The organism is Arthrobacter sp. TJ-270, assembly GCF_058269075.1.
Genome location: NZ_JBZCNB010000001.1, coordinates 492,787 through 507,956 on the forward strand (window position 1 = coordinate 492,787; position 15,170 = coordinate 507,956).

The window sequence follows — 15,170 nt, forward strand, 5'->3', positions numbered from 1 at the left end:
GGCGTAACGGGTGAGCGGGTTTAGCGCTTGGAGTACTGAGGCGCCTTGCGTGCCTTCTTGAGACCGGCCTTCTTACGCTCGATGACGCGAGCGTCACGGGTCAGGAAGCCTGCCTTCTTGAGGGCGGGGCGGTTGTTGTCGCGGTCAATCTCGTTGAGCGCGCGGGCAACACCGAGACGCAGCGCACCGGCCTGGCCGGAAGGGCCACCGCCGTGGATGCGGGCAATGACGTCGTACGCGCCGTCGAGCTCGAGGAGCTTGAACGGATCGTTGACTTCCTGCTGGTGCAGCTTGTTCGGGAAGTAGTCAGCCAGTTCGCGACCGTTGACAATCCACTTGCCGGTTCCGGGCGTGACGCGGACGCGTGCAACGGCTTCCTTGCGACGACCTACAGCAGCGCCGCCGACAGTCAGCGCGGGGCGCTCCTTGACGGGGGCGGCGTCCGAGGCGGGCGCGGATTCCGAGGTGTAGCTGGTGAGCTCCTCGGCTGGTTCATTCAGCTCTTCAGTGTTCTGAGCCACGGTTCTCCTTGAGTGATTCTTAGTCTGTGGTGGCCAGGACTACTGGGCGACCTGGGTGATCTCGAAAGTCTTGGGCTGCTGGGCGGCGTGCGGGTGCTCGGCACCGCGGTACACCTTCAGCTTGCCCAGCTGCTGCGCAGCGAGCGAGTTCTTGGGGAGCATGCCCTTGATTGCCTTCTCCACAGCGCGGACCGGGTTCTTCTCCAGCAGCTCTGCATAGGTGACGGACTTCAGGCCACCCGGGAAACCGGAGTGGCGGTAGGCACGCTTCTGTTCGAGCTTGGCGCCGGTGAGGGCAACCTTCTCGGCGTTGATGATAATGACGAAGTCGCCCATATCCATATGGGGGGCAAAGGTCGGCTTGTGCTTTCCGCGCAGCAGTGTTGCGGTCTGGCTGGCAAGACGGCCTAGGACAACGTCGGTGGCGTCAATGACGTGCCACTGGCGGTTGATGTCGCCGGGCTTCGGGGTGTACGTACGCACGGTTTTTGCCTTCGTTTCTGTTCTACGGTGACGCTGAAAATCGGGAGTATGACCTCCAGATGCCAGCGCAGCTGATGCATGCGTTACCGGAACTTCAGGTGAGGGCTGAAACTGCACCGGTGATCCCTGGGTTCTCGGCCACATCCGCGGACCAGGTAGCTCTGCAACTGAGCCGCACGCGGACATGGACGCATCGAGATGGGACACGCACAACGACTTCCAAGATTAGCGTGCGGTAGCCCTGCCGGTCAAAACGGGTCCGGTGCGTCCGGATGCCGGCGGCGTACGATGACCGACAATCCACTCAGCGGAAAGTTGGCTGCACCGAGCCAGAGGAGCCGGTCGCTTGAGGAAACATCGAAGTTTCCACGTGGTGCACTAGCCAAACATCGAAGGACTTGATGCTAGCGCAGGAAAAACGCAGGAAAAAGCGCAGGAAATGCGTTCCCCAGTAGCGTTCGCGCAGGATTAGTTCAATCTTGGAGTTTTCGGGGATTTCCACTGCTAGTTTTTTGCCAGAGCTGGCGCTGGGCCAGCCGCTCATCTCGTACAGGAGACCCCAAATGCTTTCTTCATTCTTCGCAGATGCAAAGAACATCCTCAAGTCCCGCATGAACCGCGACGAGACCGGCGCCACCGCCGTCGAGTACGGCATCATGGTTGCCCTCATCGCTGTTGTCATTATCGCTGCAGTCACGTTCCTCGGTAGCGGTCTGAATGACAAATTCACTGAGGTGCAGTGTTCAATCAACGGAGGTACGTTCACTGCCGCCGTCGCGCCCGCCGGCACCACTCCCGGAACCGCCGCTTCCTGCGCCCCGTAAGCGAAAAACCTGAGGTCGCTTGAGGGTGAGAGGTTTCTAGCTTCACCCTCAAGCAACCATTGGGCTGAGAGACGTAGGAGGGATAGATGAAATGCCAAACAAAGACGAACGTGGCGCCGTCGCTGTCGAATTGGGGCTTCTCCTCCCTGTCCTCGTTCTCCTGCTCCTCGGGATCATGGAATTCGGCCGGGCCTACAACGCCCAAGTGACCCTCACCAATGCAGCCCGTGAAGGCGTTCGGGTCATGGCGATCACCAATGTTCGGGCAGACGCTAGGACAGCGGCCACCAATGCCGCCTCCACCCTCAAGATCACCAGCACCAACCCGACCTTCACCTTCACCACCGGTCCCACGGCAACCAACCCCGCGACCTGTGCAGCGGGCCGCCAGGTCACCATGACCATCTCGTATACCCTCGACACGCTCACCGGCATCGCCGGCCCATTCACCATGACCGGCAAAGGAGTGATGCAGTGCGGCGGGTAGCGGTGGCAGGACGGGAACGCGAACGTGGAGCCGCCGCGGTTATCGTGGCAGTCCTGATGGTGGTCCTGCTCGGCTTCGCTGCACTCGCCGTCGATGTCGGGCTCCTCTACTCCGAGAAGGCCCAGCTTCAGAACGGTGCGGATGCCGGAGCGCTGGGAATTGCACAGGCCTGTGCCAAAAACTCCGCAGACCCGAAGTGCTCAGCGACGTCATCGCTGGCGAAGGACCTGGCGGACAAGAACTCACTCGACGGTCTAAGCAACGTGCAGTCCGTCGCGCTGGATCTAACTGCCCGGAAAGTCACGGTCACCGCCGACCCGCTTGAAGCTGGACGTACCGATAATCAGGTATCCCTTTATTTCGCAGGGGTCCTTGGGATTCCTGCGTCATCTGTTGTGGCCAAGTCGACGGTCATCTGGGGCAGTCCCAGCAAAGGAACGTCCCCGTTCCCTCTCACCATCTCGAGGTGTCAGGTCACCACTGTACTGATTGACGGTGCGGTCCAGCTCATCAGAAGCCACGGCGACAGCACCACTGACGATTGTCCTGCCACAAGTTCAGGGGGTGACACTCCTGGCGGTTTTGGCTGGCTCGTTCAGGATCCCGGAAGCTGTGGTGCCTACATCGACCTTGCCGTCAACGAGGCGTCTACCAACACTGGTAACGACCCGCCAGGCAACTGTGATGACTTGCTCAACGGATGGGCGGCGGACATAAATGCGGGCAAGCCGGTCATCGTGCTGTTGCCCGTATTCGAATCGGTGAGTGGAACAGGGTCAGGCACGATCTACGACGTGAATGCATTTGCTGCATTTGAGGTCAGGGGCTGGAAATTCGCCGGCACAAGCACTCTCCCTCTGACGTTCCGCAACAGGACAGAGTGGGCGGGTGCAAATGCATGCTCCAATCCATGCAGGGGAATCATCGGCCGTTTCGTCACGTACACCGCCTTGTCGAGCGACTACACCGAACTCGGCCCTGTCAGCCCCTACGGCGCCACCGTCGTCAAACTCACCAGCTGATTCACCCCTAGTATCTGGAGTCCCCCGTGAAGTCCCGTCTCATCGCCGGCATATCAGCCGTTGTCCTCGCCCTCGTTGGAGCACTCATGGTGTTCAGCTACGCAAACAACGCGGAAGCCCGGGCGGTCCAGGGCCTTGAGCCGGTCGACGTCCTGGTTGTCCAGGCTCGGGTTCCGGCCGGTACGCCCGTTGAAGATTTGGCGGCTTCCGTGGCGACTGCACAGCTTCCCGGCACCTCTGTTGCCGCTACCGCGCTGAAAGACCTGGACAGTTCTCAAGGCCTGGTCACGGCCGTCGATCTGGTTCCCGGGGAACAGCTGGTCGCCGAGCGGCTGGTGACTCCCGGCAACCTGATCACCCCGGGATCGGTTGAAGTCCCCAAGGGCCTTCATGAGGTCTCCATCCTCGTAGAGCCGCAGCGCATCGCCGGTGGTCGGGTTGCTCCCGGTGACTACGTAGGCGTTTTCATGTCGATGGGCGCCGGCGGAGAGGAAGAGGGCGAAGAAAGCGGAGGCGGCAGCGAATCGACCCAACTTGTCGTACCGAGGGTTCTCGTATCGTCGGTGCAGCGGGCACCGGAGCCCGCACCCGCTCCCGCAGCCGCCGAAGGCGCGGAGATGACTGAGGAAGAGAAAGCAGCAGCAGAAGCAGAGGCGCTCCCCAGCGGTTCCCTGATGGTCACCATCGCCCTCAATCCGGATCAGGCTACTCGACTCGTTTTCGCGAGCGAGTTCGAATCAATCTGGCTCAGCAAGGCAACTGCCGCCGAAGGCGACGCTCCCCCATTCATTGTCAATGACGAGGAACTGTACCGATGAGCCGCTTCATTCTCGTCACCGCCGATCACTCCTTCGAGCAGAAGGTCCATCTCGCTACCGCGGGCGGTTTGCCCGGCGATATCCTCCCCGTCGATCCCGAACTGCTGATTGAGCCTGAAGACCTCCTGGACCTGCTTGCGGTCCAGCAGCCGCAGGTCCTGGTATTCGGTCCCGGCATTGCCGTAGACGCGGCCCTGCGTCTCGCGACCATCGTTGATGTCCGTTTTCCCACTATCAGCATTGTGCTTGTAGCCCCTGAAGACCCAGGGCTTCCCCTCGCTGCCATGCGTGCGGGCATCCGCGACGTCATCGAGCCCGGCGCCGACATCCCCACCGTTCGTCTTTTCCTTGAGCGAGCGTGCCAGGCGTTCGCCAGCCGGCATCGTGCTGATTATGTTCAGACAACCGCCCCCAAGGAGGAACGCGGCCTGGTGATCGGCGTCTTCTCCCCCAAGGGCGGAGTCGGCAAGACAACCATCGCCACCAACCTCGCCGTCGGCCTAGGGAAGCTGACGCCCATGGGCGTCGTCCTCGTTGACCTCGATCTGCAGTTCGGCGACGTTGCATCGAACCTGTACCTCAGCCCCGAGTACTCGGTCCGCGATGCCGTGTCCAGCTCAGCCAGCCAGGACACCATGGTTCTTAAGGCATTTCTGACTCCACATCCTTCCGGCATCTACGCGCTGTGTGCACCGAGCAATCCGGCGGAAGCGGACAGCATCTCCGCTGACCAGCTCGGCACGCTGATCAAGCAGCTCAGCTCCGAATTCCCCTACGTTGTGCTCGATACCGGTCCAGGCCTCACCGAGCACAGCCTTGCGGCGCTTGAACAGTGCACCGACGCCGTCTGGGTCACCGGCATGGACGTACCGAGTGTCCGCGGTCTGCGGTCGGGCCTGGACATTCTCGGGAAACTGGACCTCTTTCCGGAAACCCGCCACGTGGTGCTGAATTTCGCGGACTCGAAGACTGGCCTGTCGGTCCAAGACATTGAGGCAACGCTCGGAGCACCGGTCGACGTCTCGATCCCCCGGTCCCGTGGGCTTTCGCTTGCTACCAACCGAGGTGTGCCGCTACTTCAGGGCGAAGTGCGTGACCCCGCAACCAAGAACCTTCGCGCACTGGTACAGCGCTTCAACCCGGAGTGGCGTTCCAGCAGCCAGCGTAAGTCTCACCGGCGGGTAGTGATCTGATGAAACTGTCGGACCGCCTGAACCAGGCCAATTCCTCAACACCCGCAACGCCTACTCCATCACCCAATGCGGCAACGGCAGCACCGCAGGCCAACACTGCCGCCGCTCCGGAGTCGGCCGCGCCCGCTTACCAGGGCGCCGTCGTCATCGGCGGGCGCTCGTCCAACGCACCGGAAGCACCGGCAGCAGCACGGGTGGATGCCTTTGCCGGACTGAAGCAGCGTGCTGCGGAGGCCCTCTACGAACGCATGGGCGCGCGCTTCAGCGACTCCACTCTGAAGGAAGAGGACCTGCGGGCAGTCGCGCGGGAGGAGCTCAGCCAGGTCATCGATGCCGAGCAGGTGCCGCTGAGCCCGGACGAGCGCCGCCGGCTCATACAGGACGTCGCCGACGACGTACTCGGCTTTGGTCCGCTCCAGCGGCTTCTCGACGACGAGGCCATCACCGAAATCATGGTGAACCGCGCCGACCAGATCTATGTCGAGCGTCGCGGTCAGTTGGTGCTTGCCGATACCAGCTTCAAGTCTGAAGAACACCTGCGACGCGTCATCGAACGCATTGTGTCCAAGGTGGGCCGGCGCATCGATGAGTCCTCCCCCTTCGTCGACGCCCGCCTCGAGGACGGCTCCCGTGTCAACGCCGTCATCCCGCCGCTCGCGGTCAACGGATCCTCACTGACTATTCGTAAGTTCAGCAAGGTGCCGCTGACGGTTCAGAACCTCATCGATTTCGGCACGCTCACGCCCGAGATGGCAGAGCTGCTCGACGCGTGTGTCAAGGCAAAGCTGAACATCATCGTCTCCGGCGGTACAGGAACCGGTAAGACCACGCTGCTCAACGTGTTGTCCTCATTCCTGCCCCACGGCGACCGCATCGTCACTATCGAGGATGCGGTGGAACTGCAGATCCAGCAGCAGCACGTAGTGCGTCTCGAAAGTCGGCCGCCCAACACCGAGGGCAAAGGCGCAGTGACCATCCGCGACCTGGTCCGGAACTCACTGCGTATGCGCCCTGACCGGATCGTGATTGGTGAGGTCCGCGGCGGCGAATCGCTCGACATGCTGCAGGCCATGAACACCGGCCACGACGGGTCCCTGTCCACTGTGCACTCCAACTCGCCGCGTGACGCCGTCGCGCGACTGGAGACGCTCGTCCTGATGGCCGGCATGGATCTACCACTTCGAGCCATCCGCGAACAGATTGCTTCCGCCGTTCATCTGGTCATCCAAATTTCCCGTCTTCGCGACGGCACGCGACGCATCACCCACGTCACCGAGGTGCAGGGCATGGAGGGCGACGTCGTCACTCTCCAGGACGCTTTCGTCTTCGACTACTCAGCCGGCGTGGACTCCTCCGGCCGTTTCCTCGGCAAACCTGTGCCCACGGGTATCCGTCCGCGCTTCATGGAGCGGTTCGAGGACATGGGCATCACGGTTTCGCCTGCCGTCTTCGGCGCTGCGCTCAGCGGCAGGAGGTAACCCGATGACGCTGATGTTCCTGTACGGGACAGCACTATGTGTCGTAGCGCTCGGCCTGCTCTTCTTCGCCACACGTCCAGCCCAATCCGCCGTACCGCTGGACCGCCGTCGTCCACCGGTCGAGGAGTCAGACTCGAAGCTCACCAAATTTGCAGGATCAGCCGTGCACGGTATGGAGCGGTTCCTCAAGAATCATCCGCAGCGGCTATATAGGCCCGAACTGCTGGAAACCGCCGGGGTGCGGCTTACGCAGGCAGACATGTTCATCCTCGTCATCGCGGGCGGGATTGCAGGTCTGGCGTTGGGCTTGTTGGTGGGCGGACCACTGCTCGGCATCTTCTTTCTCATCCTGGCCCCCGTCGTAGCGCACCTCGCGTTGGTCTTCAGGATCAGCCGGCGCCGCGCCAAATTTGATAACCAACTCGGGGACACCCTGCAACTCCTCACCGGCGGCCTGAGGGCCGGTCACAGTATCCTGCGGGCCATCGATGCTGCTGCCATTGAAGCCGACGCTCCGACGTCCGATGAGATGCGGCGTGTGGTCACGGAGACCAGCCTGGGTAAGGATTTGCTCGTGTCCCTGACGGACACGTCCCGCCGAATGGAGAGCGAGGACTTCGCCTGGATTGCGCAGGCCATCCAGATCAACCGTGAGGTGGGTGGAGACCTCGCAGAGGTCCTGGATCAGGTAGGCGCCACCATCCGCGAGCGCAGCGAGATCAAAGGACAGATCCGGGCACTTGCGGCCGAAGGCAAGTTCTCGGCCTACATCCTCGTGGCCCTCCCCTTCGCCATCGGAGCCATGCTCATGGTCGTCAGCCCCGGCTACGTCAACCCGCTGTTCGAGAACCCGCTCGGCTGGGTCATGATCGGCGCTTCTGTAGTCATGATGACCATCGGCTGTCTGTGGCTCCGCAAGATCATTGATCTGAAGTTCTAGGAGGCCGGCGTGAATCCAGTACTACTGACATCCCTGCTGCTCGTCGCCGCACCCCTGGGCTACCTCGGGTGGGTTCTGCTGGCCCCGGGCAACATGAGTTACAAGAACATCCAGGCGAACCTGAACCGTGGGCTCCCAGTCTCGGACGAAGCCAAAGCTCGCAGTTCCGGCGCTCTGGCGCGCTTCGGGTACAAGCTGACGCCGTCGTCGTACGTGGAGAAGCTGGACAAGCTCCTCGCCCTGGCCGGGCGGCCGGCGTCCCTGCCGCTCGGGCGGGTGCTCGGCGCCAAGCCGGCACTCTGCCTGGTTGGCGCGGGCCTCGGCTATCTGATGGCCAGTGCCGCGCAGAAGCCGATGATCACCATGCTGGCCATCTTCCTCACCGTGTTCGGGTACTTCATCCCGGACCTCCTGCTCTACAGCAAGGGCCAGGAGCGTCAGAAGGCCATGCAGCTGGAACTCGCGAACACGCTGGACCAGATGCTCATCTCCGTGGAGGCGGGTCTCGGGTTCGAGAGCGCAATGCAGCGTGCCGGCGAAAACGGCAAGGGCCCGCTCGCCGAGGAACTGGTCCGGACGCTTCAGGACATGCAGGTGGGCCGAAGCCGACGCGAGTCGTACCTGGCCCTCGCGGACCGCACGAGCATCCCGGAGCTGCGCAGCTTCGTCAAAGCGATCGTCCAGGCTGACGCGTACGGCATCGCACTGAGCGGAGTCCTCCGCACCCAGGCGAAGGTGATGCGCGTGAAGCGGCGTCAGCGGGCCGAAGAAAAGGCCATGAAACTGCCGGTCACGGTGCTGTTCCCACTGCTCTTCTTCATCTTTCCGGTGCTGTTCATCATCATCCTCGGGCCAGCTGTGATCAACGCCATCGCGACGTTCAGTGGGTCGTGAATTCGACCGGTCTAGCGTGGCTAGTACACAAGCCGAAGAATTCCGCAGTGTTTCCTAAGCAACGAACAATTACCGCCTATCTCACAAATTCAGAAAGTAGCGTTAGCCCCATGGCTCTCTCCAACCCCAGCGCGAACGACGACGATGCAGCAACCCTGCACGCCGTCAGCGCTGAATCCCGGAGTGTCCTCGGCGGCAGCGACCGTACAGACAGGATACCTCTGGTGGATTTCGACGTCCTCCACGATCTCGAGGACCAACTCGACAGCCCGGCCGCTGCACGGGCATTCGTACGCGACTATGTGGCCGTGTGGGATGAACGTGACCTGCGGCTTTCGTCGGCGATTGCACGGCGCAACCAGGCTGCTTCACTGGACGCCGTCCTGAGCCTGAAAATCACATCCACCATGGTGGGTGCCACCCTGCTCGTCGCGCTGACCACTGCGCTGGAAGGACTGCTTCGCGAGGGCAAGCTCGAAGAAGCCGAGGCGGCATTCCCGCAGGTTCACCGGTGCGGACTGCGCACGATGCGTGAACTGACCGTGCAGCACCTCAAGAAGGACGGGTAGCGGTCAGTCCGGACGTCGGGGCACCAGCCGGTAGCCCACACCGCGCACGGTCATAAGCCAGCGGGGACTCCTGGAGTCCTCCCCCAGCTTCCTGCGCAGGTTGCCGATGTGGACCTCGATGGCCCGCTCATCGGCTTCACTGATATAGGTGTCAGTCCGGTAGTACTGGCCTCGGACAACACGCACCAGGTCCCCCTTGGTACGAACTGCGCCTGAGCTCCGCAGGAGTTCGTGCAGAAGGTCGAACTCGCTCCGGGTCAGTACCAGCTCCTCGCCGCGAACCGTCACCGTCCGGGTGTCCTTGTCCAGCTCCAGGCCGTTGTGCCGCAGCACGGAGCCCGGACGCACCGGCGCGTCGGGTTCCTCAGCGGGAGCGGCCGCCGTCGTCGTCGGTTGCTCACTGGCAAGGCCGCCGCGCGGCCGCCGCAGCATCGCCGCTACGCGGGCACGGAGCTCCCGGGGACGGAAAGGCTTGGTGACAAAGTCATCGGCTCCGGACTGCAGCGCAGTAAGTGTGTCGATCTCCTCATTATGCGCGGTCAGCATGATCACGTAGCAGTCGCTGAGACCACGGATCCGGCGCAGTACCTCAAAGCCGTCGATGTCCGGAAGGCCGACGTCAAGGGTGACCAGCGTGGGATTATGTTCCTTGACCGCTTCCACCCCACTGCGACCGTCGGCTTCGGCATGGACAACGAAACCTGATTGCGTAAGAACAGTGCTTACGAGGTTGCGGACGTCGAGATCATCCTCGACCACTACCGCCACACCTGGGTCACCCACTATTTTCCTCCTGGCCCCGACTGAACTGTAATTTCACAGTTCACCACAAAAGGACGAAACACCGCGACGCACAGTGAACCGCCGCAGCGTGCCCTCACAGCATACGGGAGCTTCTTTGGTTCTGATCCAAGCAGCCAGAAATAGGGAACTTTGTGAACCGGTTAGGAGTTGAGGTGGGACGGCAACGCCGAGTGACGACATAATGGAAGTTATGTCGTGGTCTCAGAGGCATCTCCGTATCTTCGTGCGCGCCCATACCCGGCGGCATCATGAGTGAACGCGTGATGTTCCTGGCGGCCAAGCGGGCATACTCGAACCTGCCCTTCCGCGCGCGGGTCGGGCTGTGTGAAGTGCCTTTGGCCATGCTGGTCGCCGTCATTGCGGTCATCGCTGCGATTGTGGCGCCGACGCTGCTGATGAATCCGTTGTTTCTCGGAGGACTCGTCTTCCACGCTGCACTCCTCGCGGCGGCCTTCCTCACCCCCTGGGAAAGACTCCGTGAGGGTTCCTATGTGGCCATCCCGCTCCTGGACTTCGCAGCCATTGCGCTGACCCGCAACGGCTCGGCGGACGTACTGCCGGGGCTGAGTCTCCTGGCCATCTTCCCGGTGATCTGGCTGTCCGCGTCCGAACTGAAGCCGTCGCTGAGTCTCCTGGCCAGCTTCGTTGGACCGTTCCTAATTCTCGCGGTTCCCCCGTTGATGGGATTGGCGCCGCCCAACCAGCTAGGCACCGCCGTCCTGCTTGGCCTGGCGATGGCGGCAGTCTCCGTTTCGCTGCGCTTCGCCAGCCTCAACTCCGTGCACAGCCAGCGCAAGCTCGCAGCCTCCAACGCGGAAGTACACCGGCTCCAGGGCGAAAACACCGAGCGCGCTTTACTCCTCGAAGCCATCCTCGACACGATCGACGTCGGCCTGGTGGCCCTCGACGCCAACGGCAACCGCACCCTCACCAACCGCCAGCAGCGGTCCTATGACCTCCTCGTCCAGGCGGGCGACAAGAACGACGACGACGCCTCCAACCACCTCTACTCGGCCGACAAATCCACTCCCGTCCATCCCCGGCGCTACCCGGTGCAGCGGGCCGCAGCCGGGGAGACGTTCGCCAACTACCTGGTGTGTCTGGGACCGAAAGAGTCCCAGCGCGCGATTTCCACCGCGGCAACGGCCATGAGGGACAGCGAGGGCAGGTTCGCCGGCTCCGTGATTGTCTCCAACGACGTGACGGATATGGTGGAGGCACTGACCGCCAAAGAGGACTTCGTGTCCAATGTGTCCCATGAACTGTGGACTCCGCTGACTTCGATCATCGGCCACCTGGATCTGGTGCTCGACGACGACCACGCCCTGCCGGAGAACATTAACCACCAGCTCTGCGTCGCCCGGCGCAACGCGGAACGGCTTTATGCGCTGGTGTCCAACCTGCTGGCATCAGCGTCCGGCGCGGCGAGTGTCCACCTGCGCCCCACGGACCTCAGCGGGCTGGTCGAGCACAGCATTGAATCTGCGTGGCCCCAGGCGGCGAACACCGGCGTCACTCTGAAGGCGGATGTCCCGGACATCCTCTGGACCACCTCCGACCCGCTGCGCATCCGTCAGGTGCTGGACAATCTCATCTCCAACGCCATCAAATACTCGCCCGACGGCGGCACCGTCACCGTTCGCGCGCGGCAGGAGAGCGACGCAGCGTTGCTCGAGGTACATGACACCGGCATCGGGATGTCGCCGCACGAAACGACACAGGTTTTCGGGAAGTTCTTCCGGACCGCCGCTGCCCGGGAATCGTCCATACCCGGCGTAGGGCTGGGCCTTGCGATCACGAAGGCGATTGTCGACAGCCACGGCGGAACCATCTGCTGCACCAGCGAGCCTGGTGCAGGAACAACATTCACGGTGAAGCTCCCGCTGCACCGGTCGGAGCAGAACTAGCTCTCAGACATCCCGCTTGGCGCGGGTGAGTTCCGCGCGCAGTGCCAGTTCAGCGGCGTCGTCCGGGTAGCGCACTTCCTCGAGGACCAGCGGGTGCGCCGGTGCAAGAACGGACCGTGAGTCCTTGCGGCGGGAGCGCAGACGCTCACCCAGCCACTCCGGCGCTTCCTCGCCGCTGCCCACACGGAGTGCCGAACCGATCAGTGCGCGCACCATGTTGTGGCAGAAAGCATCAGCCTGGATGGTGGCGCGGAGTACTCCATCAACCTCGCGCTCGAACTCGAACCGTTGCAGCTCGCGGACCGTCGTGGCGCCCACCCGAGGCTTGCAGAAAGCGCGGAAATCCTGAAGGCCGAGCACCGAGGCTGCAGCCGCATTGAGAAGGCGCTCGTCCAGCTCCTCCGAGTGCCAGAGCACCGTGGTGCGGTTCAGCGGATCCTGCAGTTCGGAGCGGTCGGCGATCCGGTAGCTGTACCGGCGCCACAGCGCCGAGAAACGTGCGTCGAAACCCACCGGGGCAAGGCTCACGGCACGGACGACGACGGGTGACGCCGGGTTGGCGGCGTATACGGTGCGCGCAGCGGCGCTGGGCGGCAGGTAACGGTTCACAGTGGCCTGCAGTCGCCGCTTCAGCGCCAGGGCGGGGTCGATCTCCCGGCCACGGCTCAGGGCGAACCACTCCCCCGGTTCAAGGTCAATGTGGGTCACCTGACCGCGGGCGTGCACACCGGCGTCGGTACGGCCGGCGACTGTGAGTCGGACGTGCCGCCGGAAGAGAAGTTCAAGGCCCGACTCCACTGTGCCCTGCACGGTAGGCAAACCGGGCTGTAGCGCCCAGCCGGAGAAGGGGCCGCCGTCGTACGCAAGATCGATGCGGACACGCAAATGCCCGCCATCCACGGAAGGGATGACGGGCATTTGTTCGTTCATGTGATTCAGGAAGGGCGTAGAAGAACTACCTCTTCTCGTCTTCTTCCGGCACGGAGCCTTCTTCGACGACTACGGTCTCCTCGGCGTCGCCCTCAGAGGCGCTTACCGTGGTTTCCTCAGCAGCAACCTCGTCAGCCGAAGCTGCAGAGGGAGCGGACTCAGCCGATTCAGCGGACTCAGCCGAATCTGCAGACTCAGCGGACGCGACCGGCGCAGCAGCTGCAGCGTCGCGGGCAGCAGCGTTGCCTGCAGCCTGCTCGGCTTCGCCGACTACGGCCTGCTTCGCCGAAACAGCCTCAAGCACCAGCTCGATGACAGCCATGGGGGCGTTGTCGCCCTTGCGGTTGCCGATCTTGGTGATGCGGGTGTAGCCACCGTTACGGTTGGCCACGGCCGGTGCGATGTCCGTGAACAGCTCGTGGACGACGCCCTTGTTGCTGATGACAGCCAGGACACGACGGCGCGAGGCCAGGTCACCCTGCTTGGCGAAGGTGATCAGGCGCTCGGCGTAGGGGCGAAGCCGCTTTGCCTTGGTCACCGTGGTGGTGATGCGCTTGTGCTCGAACAGCGAGGCGGCCAGGTTGGCGAGCATCAGGCGCTCGTGCGCCGGACCGCCACCGAGGCGTGGGCCCTTTGTGGGTGTGGGCATGATGTTTTATCTCCTCATGAATGTGCCCGAGGCCGCATCCTAAGCGGCGCCAGGTTTCTAAACGTTTAGAGTTCGTCGTCGCCGTAAGCGGCGTCGTCCTCTTCAATCGCAGCGGCGCGGGCTGCAAGGTCGAACCCTGGAGGGGAATCCTTCAGGGACAGACCAAGCTCGACCAGCTTTGCCTTGACCTCATCAATGGACTTCGCACCGAAGTTACGGATGTCCATGAGGTCAGCCTCCGAGCGTGCAACCAGTTCACCCACGGTGTGGATGCCCTCACGCTTGAGGCAGTTGTAGGAACGAACGGTGAGTTCGAGATCCTCGATCGGGAGGGCCATGTCAGCGGCGAGTGCGGCGTCGCTGGGCGACGGGCCGATCTCAATGCCTTCAGCGGCGGTGTTCAGCTCGCGGGCGAGACCGAACAGTTCAACCAGCGTGGTGCCGGCCGAGGCAACGGCGTCGCGCGGAGCGATGGCGTCCTTCGTCTCGACATCGACGATCAGGCGGTCGAAGTCGGTGCGCTGCTCAACACGGGTGGCTTCCACACGGAAGGTCACCTTCAGGACCGGCGAGTAAATGGAGTCAACCGGAATACGGCCGATCTCGGAATCACCGGACTTGTTCTGCGATGCGGACACGTAACCGCGGCCACGCTCGATGGTCAGTTCGAGCTCGAACTTGCCCTTCGAGTTGAGGGTTGCGATGTGCAGGTCCGGGTTGTGGAACTCCACACCGGCCGGCGGTGCAATGTCAGCTGCGGTGACTACGCCGGGGCCCTGCTTGCGCAGGTAGGCAACCACAGGCTCGTCATGCTCGGAGGACACCGCGAGGTTCTTGATGTTCAGGATGATCTCGGTGACGTCTTCCTTCACACCGGGAACCGTGGTGAATTCGTGCAGGACGCCGTCAATCCGGATGCTTGTGACAGCTGCTCCGGGGATCGAGGACAGCAGCGTGCGACGAAGCGAGTTGCCGAGGGTGTAGCCGAAACCGGGCTCCAGCGGTTCGATGACGAACCGCGACCGGTTGTCAGCGACTACTTCTTCAGTCAGGGTGGGGCGCTGTGCAATGAGCACTTACATTTCCTTTCAGGGAGCATCCGCTATATGACGCAACACAAATGGTGGAAAGGGAAAGCTAGAGAGCTGGACTCAGTAGCTAAACGACAGTCAGCCCCAGGCCGCCCGCACTTCAAATGAAGCACGGGCGCACCTGGAGCCAAGGAGCTACTAGACGCGGCGGCGCTTCGGAGGGCGGCAACCGTTGTGGGCGCTGGGGGTAACGTCCTGGATGGAACCGACCTCAAGGCCGGCAGCCTGCAGCGAACGGATCGCGGTCTCGCGACCGGATCCGGGACCCTTCACGAAAACATCCACCTTGCGGACGCCGTGCTCCTGGGCACGCTTGGCAGCGGCCTCGGCAGCGGTCTGTGCGGCGTAAGGGGTGGACTTGCGTGAGCCCTTGAATCCGACCTCGCCTGCGGAGGCCCAGGAGATAACAGCTCCGTTGGGGTCCGTGATCGAGACGATGGTGTTGTTGAACGTGCTCTTGATATGCGCCTGACCGAAGGCGATATTCTTCTTGTCCTTGCGACGCGGCTTGCGGACCGCTCCACGAGTCTTGGGGGGCATTACTTCTCCTACGAAGGTTT

Annotated in this window: 18 protein-coding genes; 10 read left to right on the top strand and 8 right to left on the bottom strand. The window is 62.8% G+C overall.

What is annotated here, in order from left to right; all coding sequences use genetic code 11:
* Nucleotides 1–20: 20 nt before the first annotated feature.
* From rpsI to AC4D2M_RS02290, 3 genes are all read right to left on the bottom strand, one after another.
* Nucleotides 21–521, bottom strand: coding sequence for a 30S ribosomal protein S9 (gene rpsI, locus AC4D2M_RS02280; protein ID WP_490889624.1), 501 nt, complete (start codon nucleotides 519–521; stop codon nucleotides 21–23).
* A gap of 39 nt (nucleotides 522–560) precedes the next feature.
* Nucleotides 561–1,004, bottom strand: a complete 444-nt coding sequence (rplM, locus tag AC4D2M_RS02285; protein WP_490889626.1) for a 50S ribosomal protein L13 — start codon at nucleotides 1,002–1,004, stop codon at nucleotides 561–563.
* A 304-nt stretch (nucleotides 1,005–1,308) separates the two neighbouring features.
* A complete protein-coding gene (locus tag AC4D2M_RS02290) occupies nucleotides 1,309–1,548 on the bottom strand; it encodes a hypothetical protein (RefSeq protein ID WP_490889627.1) in 240 nt (79 codons plus the stop codon).
* Nucleotides 1,549–1,567: 19 nt separating this feature from the next.
* On the opposite strand from AC4D2M_RS02290, the gene AC4D2M_RS02295 reads away from it, so the two are divergent.
* The 9 genes from AC4D2M_RS02295 (at nucleotide 1,568) to AC4D2M_RS02335 (ending at nucleotide 9,229) form a co-directional block, all read left to right on the top strand.
* A complete protein-coding gene (locus AC4D2M_RS02295) occupies nucleotides 1,568–1,828 on the top strand; it encodes a Flp family type IVb pilin (RefSeq protein WP_490889629.1) in 261 nt (86 codons plus the stop codon).
* A 91-nt stretch (nucleotides 1,829–1,919) separates the two neighbouring features.
* Nucleotides 1,920–2,315, top strand: a complete 396-nt coding sequence (locus AC4D2M_RS02300; protein WP_490889630.1) for a TadE/TadG family type IV pilus assembly protein — start codon at nucleotides 1,920–1,922, stop codon at nucleotides 2,313–2,315.
* Nucleotides 2,303–3,337 carry a pilus assembly protein TadG-related protein gene (locus AC4D2M_RS02305; protein ID WP_490889631.1) on the top strand — a complete coding sequence of 345 codons (1,035 nt, stop codon included), beginning with the start codon at nucleotides 2,303–2,305 and terminating at the stop codon, nucleotides 3,335–3,337. The genes AC4D2M_RS02300 and AC4D2M_RS02305 overlap by 13 nt, the downstream gene beginning before the upstream one ends.
* 26 nt (nucleotides 3,338–3,363) lie before the next feature.
* On the top strand, nucleotides 3,364–4,155 hold the full coding sequence (cpaB, locus tag AC4D2M_RS02310) for a Flp pilus assembly protein CpaB (protein WP_490889632.1): 792 nt from the start codon (nucleotides 3,364–3,366) through the stop codon (nucleotides 4,153–4,155).
* Entirely contained in the window at nucleotides 4,152–5,348 is a 1,197-nt protein-coding gene (locus AC4D2M_RS02315; RefSeq protein ID WP_490889634.1) for a CpaE/TadZ family protein, read from the top strand. Before cpaB ends, AC4D2M_RS02315 begins: the two co-directional genes overlap by 4 nt.
* Nucleotides 5,348–6,826 carry a TadA family conjugal transfer-associated ATPase gene (locus AC4D2M_RS02320; protein WP_490889635.1) on the top strand — a complete coding sequence of 493 codons (1,479 nt, stop codon included), beginning with the start codon at nucleotides 5,348–5,350 and terminating at the stop codon, nucleotides 6,824–6,826. The genes AC4D2M_RS02315 and AC4D2M_RS02320 overlap by 1 nt, the downstream gene beginning before the upstream one ends.
* A 4-nt stretch (nucleotides 6,827–6,830) precedes the next feature.
* A complete protein-coding gene (locus AC4D2M_RS02325; RefSeq protein ID WP_490889637.1) occupies nucleotides 6,831–7,766 on the top strand; it encodes a type II secretion system F family protein in 936 nt (311 codons plus the stop codon).
* Between the two features lie 9 nt (nucleotides 7,767–7,775).
* Entirely contained in the window at nucleotides 7,776–8,660 is an 885-nt protein-coding gene (locus AC4D2M_RS02330; RefSeq protein ID WP_490889640.1) for a type II secretion system F family protein, read from the top strand.
* 110 nt (nucleotides 8,661–8,770) lie between these two features.
* Complete coding sequence (locus tag AC4D2M_RS02335; RefSeq protein WP_490889643.1) at nucleotides 8,771–9,229, top strand: Hpt domain-containing protein; 459 nt, start codon at nucleotides 8,771–8,773, stop codon at nucleotides 9,227–9,229.
* A 3-nt stretch (nucleotides 9,230–9,232) separates the two neighbouring features.
* On the opposite strand, the gene AC4D2M_RS02340 is transcribed toward AC4D2M_RS02335, so the two are convergent.
* Nucleotides 9,233–10,012, bottom strand: a complete 780-nt coding sequence (locus tag AC4D2M_RS02340; RefSeq protein WP_490889646.1) for a response regulator transcription factor — start codon at nucleotides 10,010–10,012, stop codon at nucleotides 9,233–9,235.
* 269 nt (nucleotides 10,013–10,281) lie between these two features.
* On the opposite strand from AC4D2M_RS02340, the gene AC4D2M_RS02345 reads away from it, so the two are divergent.
* Nucleotides 10,282–11,940, top strand: coding sequence for a sensor histidine kinase (locus AC4D2M_RS02345; protein ID WP_490889647.1), 1,659 nt, complete (start codon nucleotides 10,282–10,284; stop codon nucleotides 11,938–11,940).
* Nucleotides 11,941–11,943: 3 nt separating this feature from the next.
* On the opposite strand, the gene AC4D2M_RS02350 is transcribed toward AC4D2M_RS02345, so the two are convergent.
* The 4 genes from AC4D2M_RS02350 to rpsK form a co-directional block, all read right to left on the bottom strand.
* The gene (locus AC4D2M_RS02350) at nucleotides 11,944–12,870 is read right to left on the bottom strand and encodes a tRNA pseudouridine synthase A (protein WP_490889648.1); all 927 of its coding nucleotides are present in this window, start codon (nucleotides 12,868–12,870) and stop codon (nucleotides 11,944–11,946) included.
* Between the two features lie 25 nt (nucleotides 12,871–12,895).
* The gene (rplQ, locus tag AC4D2M_RS02355) at nucleotides 12,896–13,519 is read right to left on the bottom strand and encodes a 50S ribosomal protein L17 (protein WP_490889650.1); all 624 of its coding nucleotides are present in this window, start codon (nucleotides 13,517–13,519) and stop codon (nucleotides 12,896–12,898) included.
* Between the two features lie 65 nt (nucleotides 13,520–13,584).
* Complete coding sequence (locus AC4D2M_RS02360; protein WP_026545639.1) at nucleotides 13,585–14,595, bottom strand: DNA-directed RNA polymerase subunit alpha; 1,011 nt, start codon at nucleotides 14,593–14,595, stop codon at nucleotides 13,585–13,587.
* A 153-nt stretch (nucleotides 14,596–14,748) separates the two neighbouring features.
* Nucleotides 14,749–15,150, bottom strand: a complete 402-nt coding sequence (rpsK, locus tag AC4D2M_RS02365) for a 30S ribosomal protein S11 (protein ID WP_204531699.1) — start codon at nucleotides 15,148–15,150, stop codon at nucleotides 14,749–14,751.
* Nucleotides 15,151–15,170 lie beyond the last annotated feature (20 nt).

Excerpts from the sequence above, each read along its gene's own strand:
- AC4D2M_RS02295 (WP_490889629.1), top strand. The coding sequence starts at position 1,568 with ATGCTTTCTTCATTCTTCGCAGATGCAAAGAACATCCTCAAGTCCCGC.
- AC4D2M_RS02315 (WP_490889634.1), top strand. The coding sequence starts at position 4,152 with ATGAGCCGCTTCATTCTCGTCACCGCCGATCACTCCTTCGAGCAGAAG.
- rplQ (WP_490889650.1), bottom strand. The coding sequence starts at position 13,519 with ATGCCCACACCCACAAAGGGCCCACGCCTCGGTGGCGGTCCGGCGCAC.
- AC4D2M_RS02300 (WP_490889630.1), top strand. The coding sequence starts at position 1,920 with ATGCCAAACAAAGACGAACGTGGCGCCGTCGCTGTCGAATTGGGGCTT.
- rpsK (WP_204531699.1), bottom strand. The coding sequence starts at position 15,150 with ATGCCCCCCAAGACTCGTGGAGCGGTCCGCAAGCCGCGTCGCAAGGAC.
- AC4D2M_RS02345 (WP_490889647.1), top strand. The coding sequence starts at position 10,282 with ATGAGTGAACGCGTGATGTTCCTGGCGGCCAAGCGGGCATACTCGAAC.
- AC4D2M_RS02320 (WP_490889635.1), top strand. The coding sequence starts at position 5,348 with ATGAAACTGTCGGACCGCCTGAACCAGGCCAATTCCTCAACACCCGCA.
- AC4D2M_RS02350 (WP_490889648.1), bottom strand. The coding sequence starts at position 12,870 with ATGAACGAACAAATGCCCGTCATCCCTTCCGTGGATGGCGGGCATTTG.
- AC4D2M_RS02290 (WP_490889627.1), bottom strand. The coding sequence starts at position 1,548 with ATGAGCGGCTGGCCCAGCGCCAGCTCTGGCAAAAAACTAGCAGTGGAA.
- AC4D2M_RS02325 (WP_490889637.1), top strand. The coding sequence starts at position 6,831 with ATGACGCTGATGTTCCTGTACGGGACAGCACTATGTGTCGTAGCGCTC.
- AC4D2M_RS02335 (WP_490889643.1), top strand. The coding sequence starts at position 8,771 with ATGGCTCTCTCCAACCCCAGCGCGAACGACGACGATGCAGCAACCCTG.